The organism is Eubacterium sp. AF15-50, from assembly GCF_934835595.1.
Taxonomy (GTDB): Bacteria; Bacillota; Clostridia; order Lachnospirales; family Lachnospiraceae; genus Eubacterium_G; species Eubacterium_G segne.
This window is the reverse complement of the sequence record NZ_CAKVZL010000008.1, coordinates 29,069-44,975: the sequence shown is the minus strand read 5'-3', so window position 1 is coordinate 44,975 and position 15,907 is coordinate 29,069. Positions and strand designations below refer to the sequence as shown.

Here is a 15,907-nt window from a genome sequence, read left to right as displayed (position 1 = left end):
TTGTCTTTATCAACTGTTGTAAACCTTTTACCGGTAGATATGAAACCTGCACTGGTATCAATACTGTATCTGCACAGGCAAGGGCATTAATTGTAATAATTCCAAGACTAGGCATACAGTCAACTAAAATATAATCGTAATCATCTTCTACTTCTCTTATAAACTCTCTCATTAGCAATTCTCTACTCATAACATTTACCAAAGAAACTTCTATTCCTGATAATTCAATATTTGATGGCAATATATCTATCCCTTCTTCGTGCTTAACTATTCCTCTACTGGCTGGTAGCTCTTCTTCGTTTACTATATCCATAAGCACATTTGCAAGTGTATAATCTAACTGGTCCGGTTCATTTATACCTACACTAATTGTCAAACTTCCCTGAGGATCCGCATCTATTAAAAGGACTCTCTTTCCTTCTCTTGCCAAACCCACTCCCAAATTTAATGTTGTTGTAGTCTTTCCTACTCCACCCTTTTGATTTGCTATTGCTATTATTTTACTCATTTGTTTTCTCTCCTTCGTCTCTAAAACTTTTTAACTTTCTGTTTCCCATACTGCTGTTTTTAAGCCTTTTTTGTTCTGCCATTTTCTTTTCAAAGTTCTCCACCCTCTGCTGCTCTTTTAGATTCTCATTTTCTTCTATCTTTAAAAGAATCATTGAAATTACTTTAATCAATTCCATTAATTCATCATTTTTAGGCGTAACTTTATCCAGCCTTTTTAATTCTTCATATACATATGTAAGTTGCGCCTTAAGGGCTCCAAACACGCGAATGGAACCCTTTACAACTACTTTATGGTCTGTTGTTCTCTTTATTAAATAATCCTGCTTTGTAAGTCCTGATATGTCTACAAGTCTGTTTAATAACTCTGCTTCTTCATCAGAAACTCTAAATGCAACTACTCTGCTGCGCCATCTTCCTTTGCTATCCAATTTTCTATCAGACATCTCCTAATTCTCCTTTAATTTCATCCAGTTTATTAATCATCTCCAATTGCTTTGATGGGAACAAATGCGCATAGTGATATGTAATTCTTACACTTTCATGGCCCATTCGTTCTGCAATCTCCAATGCTGAAAATCCCATATTTATAAGAAATGAAACATGACTGTGTCTTAAATCATGCAATCTGATTTTCGGTACTCCCGACATTTCACTTCCCCTTTCCATTTCATGTTGAAAATATCTTTTTGATAATGGAAATATTCTTTCTTTTCCGTCAGGCTCATACATACTATTAATCAGGTCTTCCATTTCTTCATTTAAAAACTCCGGCATATATATTGTTCTTACACTTTTTGCAGTTTTAGGAGTTAATATTAGCTTTTCACCTCTTACCACCTGATAATTTTTAGTAATGGAAACCGTCTTCTTTTCAAAGTCAAAATCTTCCGGAGTTAGTGCTAATAATTCTCCAATTCTTAATCCACACCAATAAAGCATTTCAAATCCATAAAATGATAATGGCTTGTCCATCACACATTCAATAAATGCTTTATATTGTTCCTGTGTCCAAAACATTATGTTGCCTCCTCTTTTACTTCCCATGCTGCCGGCAATCTTTGCAGGATTGTTCTTCAAATCATAAAATTTTACAGCATGGTTGAATATCGCGCTTAACTGTGCGTGTAATGTTGCAAGATATGACTGGGAATATGACTTTCCTTGTTCATCCCTATACTCAATCATTTCTTTCTGCCAATGTCTTACATCCTTTGCAGATATTTCTATCATTTTTCTTTCTCCAAAGAACGGTATGATTTTTGCTTTTACCATTGTTTCCTTGTTTTCCCAGGTTGTCTCCTTAACTCTATGCCTTACATCAGCCTCGTAAATCTCATAAAATTTTGAAAATGTCATATCAAGATTAAAATTTCTTTTAAGCTTTTCAGTAGTTTCCCATTCACTTGCCTCTCTCTTTGTTACAAATCCACGTTTTGTTGTCTGTTTCTTTACTCCGTAATAATCAACGTAACGAAACTTTACATACCAACTGTTTCTTTTTTCATCTTTGTAAACTGACATTTTTTCCTCCTACTCCTCGTTGTAAATAAGTTTCTTAAAAAAGTACTTTGTATTTACTTTTCCTCGAACTACGATATATCCTTTTTCTTTTAGTTCAGCATTAAGCATTCTTATGATTTCATATGCCTTTCCTTCTGAAATATTTAGCATCTCTGTTACATCCTGAACTTCCATAAACATCTTATCTGTCATATTTCTAATCTCCTTTCTCTCTCTTGATTAAATTGTTTTTGTTTGACCGTAGTTCTACTTTAGTCCTTTTACTTTACAAATAGGAGTTAGTGGCACTATACCTTTTCCTTTAATAAACTTCCTTTTTACTCTTGTAACCAATGTTAAAATAATTTGTTTTTTTATCTGGCTTAAAGCTCCAATTTCCTTTATTTATCGGCTTTTCAAGCAAAAAAAGAAGAGCTATTTCAACTTATTAGTCAAAATAACTCTTCTTATTCTTGATTTTGTTCTCAAAATGTTCTCATAAGAGACTTATATTCTGTGTTTTCCCTTTATTTATGGGGTGTTCGAACATACGTTCGCTTATTCAAACTCTATCGTTCCAGGTGGCTTACTGGTCAAATCGTACATTACTCGATTGACCCCCTTCACCTCATGTATTATTCTGTTCATTACCTTATTAAGCACCTCATACGGTATTTCAGCTGACTCTGCCGTCATGAAATCAATTGTTTTTACGGCTCTGAGGGCTATTGCGTAGTCATATGTTCTCTCGTCCCCCATTACACCTACTGAACGCATATTTGTCAGTGCTGCAAAATACTGATTGATTTCTTTATCAAGCCCTGCTTTCGCAATTTCTTCTCTGTAAATTGCATCTGCATCCTGAACTATTTTCACCTTTTCAGCTGTTACTTCGCCTATTATTCTGATACCAAGTCCAGGTCCAGGGAATGGCTGACGGAATACCAGATATTCCGGAATACCCAGCTCCAGACCTGCCTTACGGACTTCATCTTTGAACAGGTCACGAAGCGGCTCAATTATTTCCTTAAAATCAACATAGTCAGGTAATCCACCTACATTATGATGTGACTTAATTACCGCTGACTCGCCACCCAGACCACTTTCAACTACATCAGGATAAATCGTTCCCTGAACCAGATAGTCCACGGCTCCGATTTTTTTGGCTTCCTCTTCAAACACACGGATAAACTCTTCACCTATTATTTTACGTTTTGCCTCAGGTTCTTCCACACCTGCCAACTTTTTATAATATCTCTCCTGGGCATTTACACGGATAAAATTCAAATCATATGGACCATCAGGTCCAAATACTGCCTCAACCTCATCACCCTCATTTTTTCTCAAAAGGCCATGGTCAACAAATACACATGTCAGCTGTTTTCCAATCGCCTTCGCCAAAAGCACTGCTGCCACTGATGAATCAACACCACCTGATAAGGCACAAAGAACCTTACCGTCGCCTACCTTTTCACGAATGGCCTTAATGGAATTTTCCACGAAAGAATCCATCTTCCAGTCCCCTGCGCAACCACATACGTTAATTACATAGTTACTGAGAATTTCCTTACCACGCACTGTGTGAAGCACTTCCGGGTGGAACTGTATTGCGTAAAGCTTCTTTTCCGGACATTCAGCTACAGCCACAGGACAATTCTTTGTATAACCTGTAATTTTAAATCCAGGTGCAACCTTTGAAATATAGTCGAAATGACTCATCCAGCAAACTGTATCTTCCTCAATTTCCTCAAACAATTTAGATGTTGTATCTACATGAACTTCCGTCTTGCCATATTCACGAACAGGAGCTTTTTCAACCTTACCACCTAAAATATGTTGCATAAGCTGCGCTCCATAGCAAAGTCCAAGAACCGGAATACCTAATTCAAACAGGTCTTTTGTATATGTTGGTGCACCTTCTTCATAACAGCTGTTTGGTCCACCTGTCAAGATAATTCCCTTAGGATTCATAGACTTAATCTTTTCAATATCTGTTTTATATGAATAGATTTCGCAATATACGTTGCATTCACGGACACGACGTGCAACCAGCTGATTGTACTGTCCGCCAAAATCTATTACAATAACTAACTCTCTTTTCATTTTGCCTCCTCTATCATAAGAATATTGCCCAAGTAAAGCACTTCTTGTTATTTTACTTCATTTTCCCTAAATGTACAAGAAAGTTCTGCTATATTAAAGACATTTCCCTATGTAAAATATCTCATTCTACAGCAAAACTTTCTTACAAACTTTATTTTTTTATTTTCATGGTCTTTTTAATTCCTGTTTTCTTTCCCAAAAGCTTTTTCCGTTCTTCTCCGTTGTTTCCTCCTTCGTAAATAATTAATTATTTGTTTTTCTCTAACATCATTTTGACGTACTTTCCGGTATAACTCGTCTTATGTTCAGCTACCTTTTCCGGTGTTCCTGCCACAACAACAGTACCTCCCCGGTCTCCTCCGTCCGGTCCCATATCTATAATATAATCTGCCGCCTTAATAACGTCAAGGTTGTGTTCAATAACTATTACAGTATTCCCCTCATCAGTAAGACGTTGGAGAATTTCCACTAATTTATGAACATCTGCAAAATGAAGTCCCGTAGTTGGTTCGTCCAAAACATATATGGTTTTTCCTGTGCTTCTTCTGCTAAGCTCCGTAGCTAACTTAATACGCTGCGCCTCTCCACCGGAAAGCTGGGTTGAAGGCTGTCCTAACTTAATATAGCCCAAACCAACATCATAAAGAGTTTTTACCTTATTATATACTCTTGGAACATTTTTGAAGAAATCCATTGCCTCTTCCACTGTCATTTCCAACACATCATATATATTTTTGCCCTTATACTTAACTTCCAAAGTTTCTCTATTATATCGCTTTCCGCCACATACCTCACATGGGACGTACACATCCGGAAGGAAATGCATCTCAACCTTCAGGATTCCATCACCGGAACAGGCTTCACATCGTCCACCTTTTACATTAAAACTAAAACGTCCCTTCTTATATCCCCGCTCTTTTGCATCCACCGTTGCTGCAAATAAATCCCTTATCATATCAAACATTCCTGTGTAAGTAGCCGGATTTGAACGGGGTGTTCTGCCAATAGGTGACTGGTCTATATTAATAACCTTATCCAACTGTTCAATTCCTTCAATACCCTTGCATTTTCCCGGAATAATCCTTGCCCTGTTGAGTTTTCGTGCCAGGCTCTTATACAAAATCTCATTAACCAAAGAACTTTTTCCTGAGCCGGAAACTCCTGTTACACAGGTAAAAACTCCCAAAGGAAACTTAACATCAATATTTTTAAGGTTATTTTCTTTTGCACCTACTACTTTAATAAAACCTGTAGGCTTTCTTCTTGTTTCAGGCACCGGTACCTGCAATTTTCCACTAAGATATTTGCCTGTAATGGAATCTTTATTTTTCATTATTTCTTTAGCTGTACCTGCTGCCACAACTTCGCCACCGTGTTCACCGGCTCCCGGTCCGATATCAACCACATAGTCTGCCGCTAACATTGTATCTTCATCATGTTCAACCACTATTAAAGTATTTCCCAAATCTCTCAAATGCTTAAGGGTTGCCAACAGCTTTTCATTGTCATTCTGGTGCAAACCAATACTAGGTTCATCCATAATATAAGCCACACCAACCAGACCGGAGCCAATCTGGGTTGCCAGTCTTATTCGCTGTGCCTCTCCACCGGAAAGGGTTCCGGTAGCCCTTGACAAACTTAAATAATCCAGACCTACATCTATTAAAAACTGAAGTCTGCCCTTTATTTCCTTTAATATTTCCTTACCTATTGCCAGTTGCGCTGAAGTAAGCTGTACCTCATCCAGAAAAGCCCTTAAATCCCTGACAGGCATTTCCGTCATTTCGTAAATATTCTTATCTCCAATGGTTACAGCCAGCGACTCAGGTTTAAGCCTCTGTCCATGACAGGTTCCACAAGGAGTAATTCTCATATATGTTTCATATTCTGCCTTACTGGATTCCGCTCCTGTTTCACGATATCTTCTCTCTACATTTCTAATTAAACCCTCAAAGGCAATATCATATGTTCCTATTCCCCTTTGACCCTTATAATGAACCGGCACCTTCTCTCCGTTGGTTCCATTAATAAGAATATCCTGAATATTTTTAGGATATTCTTCAAAAGGAGTATCAAGGTCAAAGTCATACCTCTTACACAAAGCCTGCAAAATAGCATTGGTAAAACTCTTTGGATCATTGGCACTTTGCCATCCCAAAACAACTATTGCCCCCTGATTTATACTTAAACTTTTATCAGGAATCATTAAATCCACGTCAAATTCCATTTTGTAACCTAATCCAAAACAATCAGGACAGGCTCCGAAAGGATTATTAAAGGAAAAACTTCTTGGCTGAATTTCGTCAATGCTGATTCCACAATCAGGACAGGCAAAATTCTGGCTAAATGTAACGGTTTCGCCACCTATTACATCAACCTCCATTAATCCATTTCCCAGCTTCAGGGCATTTTCAATGGAATCCGTAAGTCTTTTTTCTATTCCCTCTCTGATACTTAATCTGTCAATTACGATTTCTATGCTATGCTTAATGTTTTTATCCAGTTTTATTTCCTCTGACAACTCATACATATTACCATCTACACGGACTCTTACATAGCCGCTTTTTTTTGCACTTTCAAATACCTTTTCGTGTCTGCCTTTTTTTCCTCTTACTATAGGTGCCAATATCTGAAATTTAGTTCTTTCAGGCAATTCTAAAACCTTATCCACCATTTCATCTATTGTCTGCTTCTTGATTTCCTTGCCACACTTTGGACAATGAGGTATGCCTGCTCTGGCATACAAAAGTCGCATATAGTCGTATATTTCTGTTACTGTACCCACTGTTGAACGGGGATTTCTGTTAGTGGATTTTTGGTCAATGGAAATGGCCGGTGGCAATCCCTCAATGCTCTCCACCTGGGGTTTTTCCATTTGTCCTAAAAACTGTCTGGCATAGGAAGACAATGACTCCATATACCTTCTCTGTCCCTCTGCATAAATAGTATCAAATGCCAAAGATGATTTACCGGAACCGCTTAATCCTGTAATAACCGTAAATTCATCCCTTGGTATGTCAATATCTATATTCTTCAAGTTATGCTCGCAAGCACCTTTAATTCGTATATATTTTTTCTTCTCTGCCATGTCAATCCTTTCCTTACTGTCTTACTTACCAATTATCATTTATTATACATAAGCTTCAACTCTGCCAATTTTTCACGCATTTCTATTGCAGTTTCAAAATCTAATTCCGCTGCTGCCTTCTGCATCTTCTTTTCTACTTTATCCATAAGCTTCTTAAGTTCCTTCTTATCCATAGATTCAGGATCTTTTTCAATGTCATTAATTCTCTTATCAACTTCCTTAGAAATACTTATAAGGTCTCTAACTGCTTTCTTAATGGTAGTTGGCGTAATGCCATTCTCCTTATTGTATTTTTCCTGTATTTCACGACGTCTGTTTGTTTCAGAAATAGCTTTGTCCATAGACTCTGTAATGGAATCTGCATACATAATTACATGACCTTCCGAGTTTCTCGCCGCTCTTCCTATAGTCTGTATCAGCGATGTTTCTGAACGCAAAAAACCTTCCTTGTCAGCATCTAATATGGCAACAAGGGATATTTCCGGTATATCCAGACCTTCTCTTAAAAGGTTAATTCCAACCAAAACATCAAACACGTCTAATCGCATGTCACGTATTATCTCAGTTCTTTCAAGAGTATCTATGTCAGAATGGAGATACTTAACCCTGATGCCCACATCCTTCATGTAATCCGTAAGGTCTTCCGCCATTCTCTTAGTTAATGTAGTAACTAAAATTTTATTTTTCTTTTCCACTTCTTTATTTATTTCAGATACAAGGTCATCAATCTGCCCCTTAACAGGCCGCACATCAATTTTCGGATCTAACAGTCCTGTCGGTCTGATAATCTGTTCTGCCCTAAGCAGCTCATGCTCCTCCTCGTACACATTAGGAGTAGCTGACACAAAAAGCATCTGGTCTATCATTCCCTCAAATTCCTCAAATTTAAGAGGACGGTTATCTTTGGCTGAAGGCAGTCTGAACCCGTAATTAACTAAGGTTGTCTTTCTTGACTGGTCGCCATTATACATACCACGAACCTGTGGAAGAGTAATATGACTTTCGTCAACTATCGTTAAAAAATCGTCTCCAAAATATTCCATTAAGGTATGAGGTGTAGCTCCCGGCTCTAATCCTGCCATATGTCTTGAATAATTCTCAATTCCTGAGCAGATTCCCGTTTCCCTGAGCATTTCCATGTCAAAATTGGTACGCTCCGCAATTCGCTGCGCCTCTATCAGCTTGTCCTCTGACTTAAAATATGCCACCTGCTCAGCCAGCTCTGCCTCAATTGCCTTTATAGCTCCTTCCATTCTCTCCGGTGGAATAACATAATGTGAATTAGGGAATATGGCAACGTGCTCTAGCTCCCTTTTCACCTCACCTGTTAATGTATCAATTTCCGTAATTCTTTCTATTTCATCATCAAAAAATTCCACTCTCACTGCACTGTCCGTGTAAGATGCCGGAAAAATCTCCAGATTCTCCCCCCGGACTCTAAATGTACCTCTTTTAAAATCCATATCATTTCTATCGTATTGGATTTCAATAAGCTTGTGGATAATGTCATCCCTGTCCCTTATGGTTCCCGGACGCAATGAAATGACCATGTTCTTGTAATCTATGGGATCACCTAATCCGTAAATACAGGAAACAGAGGAAACTATAATAACATCTCTTCTTTCAATAAGTGCCATAGTAGCCGAATGTCTAAGCTTATCAATCTCATCATTTATGGCACTATCCTTTTCTATATAAGTATCTGTACTAGGCACATACGCTTCCGGCTGATAATAATCATAGTAGGAAACAAAATATTCCACTGCATTGTTTGGGAAAAATTCTTTAAATTCCCCATACAGCTGTGCCGCCAATGTTTTGTTATGTGCTAAAATTAATGTAGGCTTATTAAGTTGGGCGATAACATTCGCCATGGTAAAGGTCTTTCCTGAGCCTGTAACTCCCAACAGTGTTTCAAACTGATTGCCCTTCTTAAATCCCTCAACCAACTCCTTAATTGCCTGGGGCTGGTCTCCTGTAGGTTTATATTGTGACACTAATTCAAAATGATCCATAAATGCTCCTAATCCGCTCTAATCCGGCGATTATATTTTAGAAATAGTAATTGTATTCTTAGTATGTTACTTGTCAAGTATATCATTCAAATAAAAAAAAGTACAGAACAAATCGAATGTTTGTTCTGTACCTTCTTTTAAAATATACCTTATTCTTCCTCAGCCTTAAACTGATCCTTTATAATCTCGCTTGTTTTTTCAAACTGACCTGACCAAACAGAAATAATATCCTGCATTTCAGAGAGTTTAGCCTTAAGCATGTCATCTAATTTTAAGTTTAATGAATCAAGCATTTTCATATTGTGATCCAGATTACTTGAAGCCAAAGCCAGTTTTTCTTCTAAATCCGCAATAATAACTTTTTTTCTGTTGTTTTCTTCCGTTAATTTGGCATTTGATTCTTTGTAGCTCTCAATTGCACTTTCCTGAAGCTTTCTTTCTGTTTCCTCTCTATTTTGAAGCTTGCTTGTAAGATTTTGAATTTCTCTATCCTTCTGTTCAATAGTTTCAGCTATGTATCTTTCTTTTTCTGCAATGGTATCATTAACATATTTGTCTTTCTCAGCCATTGCTTTTTCGTATGCCTGCTCTTTTTCCGCAAGTGCTTCCTGCAAACTAATGTTCAAATCAGCTTCCATTCTCCTTATCTGCTGATTCTTCTCTTCAATAATAGAATGGATACGGCTTTCCTTCTCAATATTCTCATTTTCCAGCTTCTTAGTAGCTTCTTCTATTGCACTTTGAAGCTTAGCCTCATATTCTTCCCTAGCCTTATCAACTTCCTTTTTCTTCTGTATTTTTACAAGTTTAATTTCCTGCTGCCAGCTTAAATAGCTGTTTTTCATATCATCTCTCTCGCATTCAGCGTCGTGAACAGCATCTTTTAACTTTTCTATTTCAAGCTCTGTCTCTCTTTTTAATGTCCTTATATATTCGTTTACACTTTTTTTATCATAACCTCTATAAGAAGTTTTAAACTGACTTTCCATTTCAGCATCGGCTCTTAATGATTCTATGGAAACTGAATTGTCTTTACCCAACATTGTTTATTTTACCTCCAACATATCATCTTTTTTTATGTTAAACCTTTTTGCCGTTCCTTCCGGAAACTCTATAAGGTATTTTGCCTTCTTTACCCTTTTGCAACACTTAGCTTTTGGTACTGCTTCATCCACCTGAACAACTTTGCTTTCTTTATTTATGTAAACCACATCAATGGGTGCCTTCATAAAGAAAGTGTGTATCTGTGAACATGGTTTTATCATTAATCCCCCCATACTGCGAATCTGCCCTTCTGATTTTCCCATAAGTCCCATAAATCTTGTCCAAAAATTGTTTGCCAGGGAAATTTTACAGATATTTACGTTATTTATGTATAAGTCTAATCTCTGCATTTTGTCTTCTTTCTTATATTTAGCCTAAAATATCCATTATATTCAAAGCTGCCGGTCCCAGCAGAACGATAAATATAACAGGGAATACAAACAATACCATAGGAATAAGCATCTTAACCGGTGCCTCCTTTGCCTTTCTTGCAGCTGTTCTCTTTCTTTCATTTCTAAGAACTTCCGCCTGAGACCTAAGAACTGTCTGTATAGATGTACCTAACTGATCTGCCTGAATCATTGCGGTAAGAAATGTTGTAAGTTCCTTTACTTTACAACGCTGTGCCAAATCAAGGTAAGCTTCTCTCTTACTTACACCACGTTGTATATCTCTGGTTGCCTGTATAAGCTGTTCCATAACAACGGTTTTATTTCTCTCATACAATCTCATTAATGCAGCATCAAATCCAAGACCTGCTTCTACACTTACAACCAGTAAGTCCATTACATCCGGCAAATCTAAACGTATACTCTCCTGATATTTTTTAGATTTTCCTTTAAGTATTTCTCCCGGAATTAACATTCCAACTAATCCACAAAAAATCATTGCCAGCACAAATTTATTGACACCCACATGTAATCTCATGCATATAATCATTGATAATATGACACCAACAAGTGCACATACAAGTTTAATAACTAAAAACTGCTCCGATGTTATATCCCACTGAACTATTGCTAACATATCATCAACTGTGCTATGCTTGTTCTCTTTTTCCTTCTGTCTGTTTCTTTTTGCAACTTTTTTTCTATTTTCTTCTTTCTTACGCTTTATTGCCTCTGAAACTTTAACTTTTTCTTTTTTAACATCATCAGCAATACTCTTTTCTTTTTCATTTCTAATATCTCTGATTCGCTCATCCTGTCTGTCAACGCCTGCTCCAACTCCCGAAAACAATCCTAAAAACAGTCCGAAAATAGCTACAGCAACAAGAAATGATATTAATAATGCTAATATATCCATAAACATACCTCATTAATACTTAATGTCTACAACCTTATTTATCATTATAAATCCAATAACCTCTAAAATTACACTTATAAGAAGTAAAATATTTCCTATAACTGTATTAAACAGTGGTCTTGCATATACCGGATTTATCATACTGATTAAAACCAGCAAAATAACCGGAAGTGCACCAATTATATATCCTGAAATTTTCCCACTTGACGTTAATGTCTTTATTTCTTCCTTAAGATCTAATCTGTTACGAATAGTTTCTGATATTTTATCAAGAACTTCAGTTAAATTACCACCAACTTTTCTTTGGATAAGTATGGTCTGGCAAAGCATTTCCAAGTCATCACTTCCGATTCTCTCACATAAAGAGTTAAAACTTGCCTCTAATGTCATACCTCTTTGAGTTTCCCTTGTTACTCTTCCAAATTCCTCTGCCATAGGTCCTTCCATGTCAACTGCTATATTTCCCATTGCTGTCTGAAAAGAATGTCCCGCCTTTAAGGCATTTGTAATAACAGTTATACCTTCTATTAACTGTGACTCCAAAGTTTCCTTTCTCTTCTTTTTCTTTTTTTGAATAAAAAGTAATGGGCCAAATGCTGCTATAAGTGCGACAATGATACAAATAGCAATGTACACTCCAAGCATCATCATTATGGTTGGTAAACCAATTGTTATTGCCACCCATAATGTCACAAAGGTCTGAACCGGCATCTTCATACCAAGATTATAAAGTTCTTCCTCTAAAAGCTGTAATTTCTTATGAGTAGTAGCAAATACACTGACCTTCTTCTTTTCCTTTTTTATTTTTAAATTAAATTTCCCCTTTTTCTTATCGCTTTTATTCCTTTCTTCTTCGCCAACCAAACCCATAACTCTGTCTTGAGTTTTTCTTTTACTTTCCGTAAAATTCTGTATTAAAATCACATACAGGCAAAAAAGAAATACCATTGCACATAAGCAAATCATTAATATTCTTATCATAGACACTCCTATCTGTTCTGCAAATTGCTAGAAGAACCAGTGGTCATCTACCTGAACTCCACTTGCTGTTATCTTCTCACAACATTTCGGTCTGATACCGGTACTGTAAAAATCACCAACAGACATATTATTTTCATCATAGCCTTCCTGACGATACTTAAATATTTCCTGCATGGTAATGGTATTCCCTTCCATACCGGTTACTTCACATATACTTGTAATTTTTCTTGATCCATCTCTAAGTCTTGCCTGCTGAACAATAAGATCAATGGCACCTGCAACCTGCTGTCTGATAGCTGATACCGGTAAGTCCATTCCTGCCATCATAACCATTGTTTCGATACGTGCCAAACAGTCTCTTGCTGAGTTAGCATGAGCAGTAGTTATAGAACCTTCATGACCTGTATTCATAGCCTGAAGCATATCTAATGTCTCGCCTCCACGAACTTCTCCGACGATAATTCTATCCGGTCTCATTCTCAATGCATTACGAACCAAATCTCTTATGGTTATGGCTCCATTTCCCTCTAAGTTAGCCGGTCTGCTTTCCAATGTAACAACATGTTCCTGCATAAGTCTAAGTTCAGCTGCATCTTCTATTGTTACAATTCTTTCATTGGACGGTATAAAGGCAGAAAGCACATTAAGTAATGTTGTCTTACCTGAACCGGTACCACCGGATACAAGAATATTTAACTTGCCCCTAACTGCCGCTTCAAGGAACTCTGCCATATCATCTGAAAGTGAACCGAATTGTTTTAAATTTTCTACTGAAAGTGGTTTCTTAGAAAACTTTCTTATTGTAATTGTTGTTCCGCCTAAGGCTAATGGTGGCATTATGGCGTTAACACGGGAACCATCTTCAAGTCTGGCATCAACCATAGGATTTGAATCATCTATTCTTCGTCCTAAAGGTGTTACTATTCTGTCAATAGTTCTCCTAACATGTTCTTCATTTTTGAAAGTTACATTTGTTTTCAGTAACTTTCCCTTACGTTCTACATATATCTGCTTAGCACCATTAACCATGATTTCAGATACGCTGTCATCATTAATCAGGTTTTCAAGAGGTCCTAATCCAACAATCTCATCTATTACATTTTTTGTAATAGTCATTTTTTCAGTATTATTTATCTCCGGATGACTTTCTGTTAAATACTCGTCAATAAGAGATTTTATTGTATCAATTGTAACTTCATCCTGCTTGGCTAACACCTTTGTAACTTCTCTGTGGGTTTCATCCTGCACTGCTACAAACTGTTCGTCATCTGCTCCCGGAATTATATATGTATCATTTGCGCCTACCGTACCGGCAGTCTGCTTTAATGAATAATTTTTTTGTTCTTCCTTTTCTGCCGCAGCTATTGCCTCTTTTTTCTGCTGAGCTTCCTTTTCATTGTTAGCTGTAGTAATTCTCTCTAATAATCCCATCTAAAATCTCCTTATATGTCCTGACTGTTTACATAATTCAATATGGCTTTTGATGCTTTAGAGCGAGGTGCAACATCTACAAGAGGAATACCTCTGTTAATAGCTGAGATTGCACTTTTAGAGTCACGTGGTATTACTAAATCCATATCCTTATTCAAAGTGGACTCCATATCTTTTCTCTTTATGTATGATTCTCCATCCTTATTCAATACCATCTTAACTTTATCAAAATGTCCTAATGTCTTTAAAACATCCAAGCACACTTTTGTATTCTTTAATGTTGATATTTCCGGATTTGTAACAAAATAGATACTGTCTGAAATATCTAATGCATGCAAAACAAACTCGTCAATTGTAGGACTCATATCGAAAATAATATAGTCAAATTCCTTTTTTAGTACATCTGCAATCATGCTTATATGCTCAGGTTTAACTATTTCTGCAAGCTCCGGAGATGCCGGTGCACATAAAATACTTACCCCTGTATTATGCTTATAAAGATAACGTTTAATTGATGAACGGCTAAAAGAACCTTCCTTTACTAAATCTGATATGGTTTCAAATCTTGGTACATTCATAAAAATTCCAACGTCGCCAAACTGTAAATCTAAATCAATAAGTACTACATCTTTTCCTTTTTCCTGCAATGCAGTAGCTAAATTAACTGATACAGTGCTTTTTCCCGTTCCACCTTTCGTACCAAAAACGGAGATAGTTTTTCCATTCTTAGTTCCAACAAATCCATCTTCTGATTCTTCGCTGTCATCTATTGTTGCAATATTTTCCTTTTCAATTTCACCTACAATGCTTCTGTATATGGAATCTTCATTATCGTCCTTAGAAATAACCTTTGTTATTCCACATTCCATAGCTTTAGTTAATACATTAACATCATAGTTTCCTGTAATCAAAATCAAAGCCTTATCTTTTACAGTTCTATTTATTTTTTCTACAAAATTACTCTCTGCATCTGCAAACTGCTCTGAATATATGATAATGGCGTCACAATCACTGACTGTAATTTTATCTAAATTTCTAGGCTCAAGTTCTAACAATCCTGCAAATTCAAATCCACTACCATTTATAATTTTTTTTAAATATGCATTACCGCTTTCAGTGGTAAGCCCTAATACTTTGTACTTTCCTGCCATTACATTATATTCCTTTCTTTAAATTTATTCTTTTATCATATCTGATGAAGAGTAAGGTCCACCATGAATTACACGGTTATTATTCTTGTATCTAAGAGAGATTGATACCTTGCCCATTTCTTTTGCAGTAGCAAGTTTTGCACACTGTTTAGGTGAAAGTTCAAGAGTCAAACTTGTATAAACATCTAAAGGTGTTGTTGTATATCCCTCGTCACCGACGCGAAGTACCTTTACTGCTTCAGCTATAACTGATGTAACCTTTCCTTTTACTTCCATATTCTGTCTGTCTTCTGTTCCAACCTTCTGTACAGGTGAACCATCCACTACTGCTATTACATCTACTAAGTCACCGGCTTCTATATAACCTGCAACCCCTGTATCATGGTCAACTTCCACTGACATTGCTCTTTTTCCTTCCGCAATCTGATAAGATAAAGATGCACCGCCGTTTTTACTTGATACAAACTTAGATGTTATAAGCTGTTCATCAGCCACAATATCGTCTTTTGCAACAGAGCCAACTACATCTGCTCTCTGTCTTGCAGCCTTTGGATGAATACCGTCTACAGGCATATCAACTTCTTTTACCATCTTGTCTGTAACCGTTGTATTAGCCGGAATATCAGTTAATGCCACTACAACTTTCTCTGTTTTATAATTTACGCTGCCGTCTCCGTTCTTCTTATCATAGGAACTTAAGAATCCATATATTAATACTGAACTTAATAAAGCTGCAACTACTGCTATTATGTATATTTTTTTCATTATTTTTTACTCCG

At 36.7% G+C, this 15,907-nt stretch carries 14 protein-coding genes; all 14 read right to left on the bottom strand.

Features of this window, described 5'->3' with window-relative positions; all coding sequences use genetic code 11:
* The coding region (locus tag Q5O73_RS02080; protein WP_302668946.1) for a ParA family protein at positions 1-508 on the bottom strand (508 nt) is incomplete at its 3' end.
* Positions 501-953, bottom strand: coding sequence for a mobilization protein (locus tag Q5O73_RS02075; RefSeq protein ID WP_302668945.1), 453 nt, complete (start codon positions 951-953; stop codon positions 501-503). The genes Q5O73_RS02075 and Q5O73_RS02080, both read right to left, overlap by 8 nt.
* Positions 946-2,031 (bottom strand): site-specific integrase, encoded by a 1,086-nt coding sequence (locus tag Q5O73_RS02070; RefSeq protein WP_302668944.1) that lies wholly within the window; start codon positions 2,029-2,031, stop codon positions 946-948. The genes Q5O73_RS02075 and Q5O73_RS02070 overlap by 8 nt, the downstream gene beginning before the upstream one ends.
* Positions 2,032-2,040: 9 nt before the next feature.
* On the bottom strand, positions 2,041-2,223 hold the full coding sequence (locus Q5O73_RS02065; RefSeq protein WP_118564855.1) for a DNA-binding protein: 183 nt from the start codon (positions 2,221-2,223) through the stop codon (positions 2,041-2,043).
* Positions 2,224-2,568: 345 nt separating this feature from the next.
* Positions 2,569-4,113, bottom strand: coding sequence for a glutamine-hydrolyzing GMP synthase (guaA, locus tag Q5O73_RS02060; protein WP_302668943.1), 1,545 nt, complete (start codon positions 4,111-4,113; stop codon positions 2,569-2,571).
* 247 nt (positions 4,114-4,360) lie between these two features.
* Positions 4,361-7,201, bottom strand: coding sequence for an excinuclease ABC subunit UvrA (gene uvrA / locus Q5O73_RS02055; protein ID WP_302668942.1), 2,841 nt, complete (start codon positions 7,199-7,201; stop codon positions 4,361-4,363).
* A 35-nt stretch (positions 7,202-7,236) separates the two neighbouring features.
* Positions 7,237-9,216 carry an excinuclease ABC subunit UvrB gene (gene uvrB / locus Q5O73_RS02050; protein WP_021952310.1) on the bottom strand — a complete coding sequence of 660 codons (1,980 nt, stop codon included), beginning with the start codon at positions 9,214-9,216 and terminating at the stop codon, positions 7,237-7,239.
* A 149-nt stretch (positions 9,217-9,365) separates the two neighbouring features.
* Positions 9,366-10,259, bottom strand: coding sequence for a hypothetical protein (locus Q5O73_RS02045; RefSeq protein WP_118589436.1), 894 nt, complete (start codon positions 10,257-10,259; stop codon positions 9,366-9,368).
* A gap of 3 nt (positions 10,260-10,262) precedes the next feature.
* Complete coding sequence (locus Q5O73_RS02040; RefSeq protein ID WP_118589437.1) at positions 10,263-10,610, bottom strand: DUF192 domain-containing protein; 348 nt, start codon at positions 10,608-10,610, stop codon at positions 10,263-10,265.
* Between the two features lie 19 nt (positions 10,611-10,629).
* The gene (locus Q5O73_RS02035) at positions 10,630-11,565 is read right to left on the bottom strand and encodes a type II secretion system F family protein (RefSeq protein ID WP_302668941.1); all 936 of its coding nucleotides are present in this window, start codon (positions 11,563-11,565) and stop codon (positions 10,630-10,632) included.
* 12 nt (positions 11,566-11,577) lie between these two features.
* A complete protein-coding gene (locus Q5O73_RS02030) occupies positions 11,578-12,546 on the bottom strand; it encodes a type II secretion system F family protein (protein WP_302668940.1) in 969 nt (322 codons plus the stop codon).
* Positions 12,547-12,573: 27 nt separating this feature from the next.
* Positions 12,574-13,977 carry a CpaF family protein gene (locus tag Q5O73_RS02025; RefSeq protein ID WP_118589440.1) on the bottom strand — a complete coding sequence of 468 codons (1,404 nt, stop codon included), beginning with the start codon at positions 13,975-13,977 and terminating at the stop codon, positions 12,574-12,576.
* Between the two features lie 11 nt (positions 13,978-13,988).
* Positions 13,989-15,128, bottom strand: coding sequence for an AAA family ATPase (locus Q5O73_RS02020; RefSeq protein WP_302668939.1), 1,140 nt, complete (start codon positions 15,126-15,128; stop codon positions 13,989-13,991).
* Between the two features lie 24 nt (positions 15,129-15,152).
* Positions 15,153-15,893 (bottom strand): Flp pilus assembly protein CpaB, encoded by a 741-nt coding sequence (cpaB, locus tag Q5O73_RS02015; protein ID WP_021952304.1) that lies wholly within the window; start codon positions 15,891-15,893, stop codon positions 15,153-15,155.
* Positions 15,894-15,907 lie beyond the last annotated feature (14 nt).

What these genes read in the sequence shown, in the direction of transcription:
- Q5O73_RS02075 (WP_302668945.1), bottom strand. Translation starts at nt 953, where the DNA reads ATGTCTGATAGAAAATTGGATAGCAAAGGAAGATGGCGCAGCAGAGTA.
- Q5O73_RS02070 (WP_302668944.1), bottom strand. Translation starts at nt 2,031, where the DNA reads ATGTCAGTTTACAAAGATGAAAAAAGAAACAGTTGGTATGTAAAGTTT.
- Q5O73_RS02065 (WP_118564855.1), bottom strand. Translation starts at nt 2,223, where the DNA reads ATGACAGATAAGATGTTTATGGAAGTTCAGGATGTAACAGAGATGCTA.
- guaA (WP_302668943.1), bottom strand. Translation starts at nt 4,113, where the DNA reads ATGAAAAGAGAGTTAGTTATTGTAATAGATTTTGGCGGACAGTACAAT.
- uvrA (WP_302668942.1), bottom strand. Translation starts at nt 7,201, where the DNA reads ATGGCAGAGAAGAAAAAATATATACGAATTAAAGGTGCTTGCGAGCAT.
- uvrB (WP_021952310.1), bottom strand. Translation starts at nt 9,216, where the DNA reads ATGGATCATTTTGAATTAGTGTCACAATATAAACCTACAGGAGACCAG.
- Q5O73_RS02045 (WP_118589436.1), bottom strand. Translation starts at nt 10,259, where the DNA reads ATGTTGGGTAAAGACAATTCAGTTTCCATAGAATCATTAAGAGCCGAT.
- Q5O73_RS02040 (WP_118589437.1), bottom strand. Translation starts at nt 10,610, where the DNA reads ATGCAGAGATTAGACTTATACATAAATAACGTAAATATCTGTAAAATT.
- Q5O73_RS02035 (WP_302668941.1), bottom strand. Translation starts at nt 11,565, where the DNA reads ATGGATATATTAGCATTATTAATATCATTTCTTGTTGCTGTAGCTATT.
- Q5O73_RS02030 (WP_302668940.1), bottom strand. Translation starts at nt 12,546, where the DNA reads ATGATAAGAATATTAATGATTTGCTTATGTGCAATGGTATTTCTTTTT.
- Q5O73_RS02025 (WP_118589440.1), bottom strand. Translation starts at nt 13,977, where the DNA reads ATGGGATTATTAGAGAGAATTACTACAGCTAACAATGAAAAGGAAGCT.
- Q5O73_RS02020 (WP_302668939.1), bottom strand. Translation starts at nt 15,128, where the DNA reads ATGGCAGGAAAGTACAAAGTATTAGGGCTTACCACTGAAAGCGGTAAT.
- cpaB (WP_021952304.1), bottom strand. Translation starts at nt 15,893, where the DNA reads ATGAAAAAAATATACATAATAGCAGTAGTTGCAGCTTTATTAAGTTCA.